The organism is Achromobacter sp. SIMBA_011 (assembly GCF_046535435.1).
GTDB classification, from domain to species: domain Bacteria; phylum Pseudomonadota; class Gammaproteobacteria; order Burkholderiales; family Burkholderiaceae_B; genus Achromobacter; species Achromobacter dolens.
Window position 1 is genome coordinate 1 of record NZ_JAWRWN010000612.1, and the last position, 265, is coordinate 265.

The 265-nt window shown below is 63.8% G+C and carries 1 protein-coding gene; it reads left to right on the forward strand.

The window, feature by feature from the left end:
- Nucleotides 1-244 (forward strand): hypothetical protein (locus SB816_RS32385; protein ID WP_410548295.1); only part of this gene is annotated, 244 nt, incomplete at its 5' end.
- Between the last annotated feature and the right edge of the window lie 21 nt (nt 245-265).

Consider the following 265-nt stretch of genomic DNA (forward strand, 5'->3'; position numbering starts at 1 on the left):
GATCGAGGTGGCGCGAATTGCGCCATCCGCGATGACCACCTTCGAGCATTGCATCCACACGCTTGACGCCAGCATGCGCCTCCCACGTACGCAGCGCCGCTTCATCGAACTGGATGAAGATGCCCTCGCCGTGAACCTGATTCGCCGGAACCCAATCCGGCTTGCGGCGCGCGAGGCCCGCCATCTGCGCGCGCTCGTTTGGATCATTCGATTCCTCGGGCGCTTCCACGCGAGTGAAACCTAGCAGGGCGTTGACCTCGCGCAG